The sequence below is a fragment of the Sulfitobacter sp. HI0040 genome (assembly GCF_001634885.1).
GTDB lineage: Bacteria > Pseudomonadota > Alphaproteobacteria > Rhodobacterales > Rhodobacteraceae > Sulfitobacter.
This window is the reverse complement of record NZ_LWEX01000152.1, coordinates 1-3,240: the sequence shown is the minus strand read 5'-3', so window position 1 is coordinate 3,240 and position 3,240 is coordinate 1. Positions and strand designations below refer to the sequence as shown.

Sequence of the window (3,240 nt, the reverse complement as noted above, 5' to 3'; positions counted from 1 at the left end):
ATGATCGCAGACAGAATGTCCGCCCCACCGGCCCCGCCCCANNGGNGCGNGGCCCGCTTGCGCCGCTTCGCGGCGGCAGAGGAGGGCACCGTAACGATTTTTGCCTGTTTCATGATCCTGATGATGCTCATGGTGGGGGGGATCGGCGTCGATCTGATGCGCCACGAAATGGAACGCACCCGGATACAGGCGGTATCGGACCGCGCCGTTCTGGCCGCTGCCGACCTCGACCAGACCCGCGACGCCAAAGATGTGGTCTATGATTATTTCGCCAAGAGCGGCATGGCCGGATATGTGGCCAATGTCACCGTCGATCAGGGCCTCAACTACAAGACCGTGACCGTGGATGCCACGACCAGCATGAACACCCAGTTCATGGATGACCTCGGAGTGCCGAAGCTCACCATTCCGGCCATCGCCGCGGCGGAGGAGAAGGTCAACAAGGTCGAGATTTCGCTCGTGCTCGACATTTCCGGCTCCATGCGCAGCAACGGCAAGATGGCCAACCTGCGCGACGCCGCCGGGGTGTTCATCGACACGGTGATCAAGAAGGGCAACGAGGATCTCATATCGATCAACGTGGTGCCCTATACGGCGCAGGTGAACGCGGGCCAGCCGATCTTCGACCAGCTCAACATCGTCGACAAACACGCCTATTCCTACTGCGTGGATTTCGAAACGGCGGACTTCGACGAGACCACGATCAGCACGACGAAGAGCTACGAGCACATGCAGCACTTCGATGCGGGCTATTACTGGAACGGCAGGGACGACCGGCAGGACACGATCGACAACCCCGGCTGCCCCAAGCGATCCTACGAAAAGATCACCGCCTTTTCGCAGAATGCCACCGCGCTCAAAGGCCAGATCGACCAGTTCCAGCCGCGTGCCAACACCTCCATCCATATCGGTATGAAATGGGGCGTGGCGATGCTGGACCCGTCCTTCCGCCCGATCAACTCCACGCTTGCCAGCGCGGGCCAGAGCGATCCGGTCTTCGCCAACCGTCCCGCCGCCTATGGCGACAGCGATACGCTGAAAACCGTCGTGCTGATGACCGACGGCCAGAACGTGCATACCATGCGGATCAACAACAACTACTACCAGACCGACAGGCGCCACCATGAACATTGGAGCAAGTACCCGCTGAACTGGTATCTGCGGAACTACGTGCGGTCCGAAGACCATCCGAAGTGGCGCTATTACAAATACTACTCGTGGCAGGCCGATGCGATGCTCGACTCGATCTGCAACGCGGCCAAGGCCAACCGGATCGTGATCTGGTCCATCGGGTTCGAGGTCAATGACCGGGGCGCCGACGTGATGCGCAGCTGCGCCTCTTCGCCCAGCCATTTCTTCCGCGTCGAAGGGGTTGAGATCAAGGACGCCTTTTCCGCCATCGCCCGGCAGATCAACCAGCTGAGGCTGACCCTATGACGCGTATCATGCCCCGATGGCTCCGGCGGTTCGGCCGGGACGAGGAAGGCGGCGTGTTGCTGCTGGAATTCGTGATCTTCGTGCCGCTGCTCTTCACCGCCTTCCTGATGTCGGTGGAAATGGGGCTCTACTCCGTCCGGCACATGTTCCTTGACCGGGGGCTCGACATGACGGTGCGCTACGTGCGGCTCAACACCAACGTTCCGTTCAAGCATGACGATCTGAAACGGATGATCTGCACCTATTCCGGCTTTCTCGACGATTGCGAGACGACCCTGCGGCTGGAAATGGCGACGCTCGATCCGCGCAACTTCGCGGCCTTCGACGCGACGCCCGACTGTGTCGACACCTCCAAGCCGGTGGAGCCGGTGCGCGGGTTCACCGTGGGGCTGGAACACCAGATGATGATCCTGCGCGCCTGCGTAAAATTCCGCCCCGTCTTTCCCAGCAGCGGCCTGGGCTACGAGCTGGAAAAGGACGGGTCGGGCCGGGCGCGCATGACCTCCATCGCCGCCTTCGTGCAGGAGCCGAACTGATGCAGCACCGTTATCCCATTGCCGCCCGCGCGGCCCGTGCCCTGCGCCGCTTTGCAAGGGGTGAGGACGGCACCATCGCCATCGAGGCGATGATCATCCTGCCGGTGATGTTCTGGGCCTTCCTCGCCATGTTCTCGATCTTTCACACGTTTCATCAGTACAGTGTGAACCAGAAGGCGGCCTATACCATCGGCGATGCGATCTCTCGTGAAACCGTGCCGATTGACGACGCCTATCTCAACGGGACCCATTCGCTGCTGGCCTATCTGACGGCGCCTTCGGGCGGCACCTCGTTGCGGGTCAGTTCGCTGTGGTTCGACGCGGCGAGCAACAAGTTCTTCACTGACTGGTCGCAGACCCGGGGCGGGCCGCAGCCGCTGACGGACGCGATGGTCGCCAACTGGCATTCCGTCCTGCCCGTGATGCCCGACAAGGAACGCGTGATCGTGGTGGAGACCTGGAACATATACGATCCGCCCTTCAAGACCGGGCTGGAACAGCGCAAGATCCACAATCGCGTCTTCACCCGCCCGCGCTATGCCCCGCAGGTGCTGTGGAACCCCGGCAGCGGTGCCTGAGGCCGGGGGTTCCCCGCGGGGAACCCAAGCCATTGATTAACAAAGGTTTTTCAAATATTACCGCGGCGTCCGCTGCAGCGCCCCCGCGGGCAACGCGCTGAAAAGGGTCCGGGCAGCGGTATTCAGCGCCCGAGCGGGGGCAGATCGCCCCGGCGTTCGGCCATGAGGGCGGCGATCACTTCCGACATGAACTTGGTCTGGTTGCCGGGGGTCATCCCGCCGATGCCGATGCGGCGGCCCATGCGCCACCACAGGCCCGGGCGCCAGCTGCGCGGCCCGGCGGCGGCGGAGGTTTTCAGCAGGAAGCCGTTGGAGGGTTTGAAGGCGAAAAAGCCCCGGTCAAGCCCGATGATGTCTTCGGTGCGGGCGATCACCGTCCCGTCGCCGTCGCGCAGTTCGGTGGGTGTCAGCTCCACCCGGCTGGCGGTGGAGCGGCGCATCGCCTCGGCGGAGGCGATGGCGGCGATACCCAGCGCGAGCAGAAAGAGCTGCCAGCCAAAGGCGGGCGGGCGCGCGAGGGCCACGTAGATCACCATGAGACCCAGCATCAGCAGCGAGCCCAGCCCCAGAAAGCGCCGCCCCGGGGAAGCGGAAGCGGTGGCGAGCACCTCGTCGGGATCGAACTGGGACATCTGTGCCTCCCTCAAACTGCGCATCCCCTATCCCCTGCCGGGGCGCGGATCAAGCGT

General features: G+C 63.2%; 3 protein-coding genes and 1 pseudogene. 3 read left to right on the top strand and 1 reads right to left on the bottom strand.

Translation table 11 applies throughout. The annotated features are described in order from the left end of the window. The 3 genes and pseudogenes from A3728_RS10565 to A3728_RS10555 all read left to right on the top strand — a co-directional run bounded on the left by A3728_RS10565 (nt 1) and on the right by A3728_RS10555 (nt 2,551). Nucleotides 1-1,437, top strand: a pseudogene (locus A3728_RS10565) (pilus assembly protein TadG-related protein). Nucleotides 1,438-1,445: 8 nt separating this feature from the next. Continuing rightward, nucleotides 1,446-1,973, top strand: coding sequence for a TadE/TadG family type IV pilus assembly protein (locus tag A3728_RS10560; RefSeq protein WP_236627976.1), 528 nt, complete (start codon nt 1,446-1,448; stop codon nt 1,971-1,973). Next, complete coding sequence (locus A3728_RS10555; RefSeq protein ID WP_067923217.1) at nt 1,973-2,551, top strand: TadE/TadG family type IV pilus assembly protein; 579 nt, start codon at nt 1,973-1,975, stop codon at nt 2,549-2,551. The genes A3728_RS10560 and A3728_RS10555 overlap by 1 nt, the downstream gene beginning before the upstream one ends. 122 nt (nt 2,552-2,673) lie before the next feature. Here A3728_RS10555 and A3728_RS10550 read toward each other — a convergent pair whose 3' ends face one another. Continuing rightward, the gene (locus A3728_RS10550) at nt 2,674-3,183 is read right to left on the bottom strand and encodes a hypothetical protein (RefSeq protein ID WP_067923213.1); all 510 of its coding nucleotides are present in this window, start codon (nt 3,181-3,183) and stop codon (nt 2,674-2,676) included. Between the last annotated feature and the right edge of the window lie 57 nt (nt 3,184-3,240).

Coding starts and splice junctions, on each gene's coding strand:
- A3728_RS10550 (WP_067923213.1), bottom strand. CDS start 3,183: ATGTCCCAGTTCGATCCCGACGAGGTGCTCGCCACCGCTTCCGCTTCC.
- A3728_RS10560 (WP_236627976.1), top strand. CDS start 1,446: ATGCCCCGATGGCTCCGGCGGTTCGGCCGGGACGAGGAAGGCGGCGTG.
- A3728_RS10555 (WP_067923217.1), top strand. CDS start 1,973: ATGCAGCACCGTTATCCCATTGCCGCCCGCGCGGCCCGTGCCCTGCGC.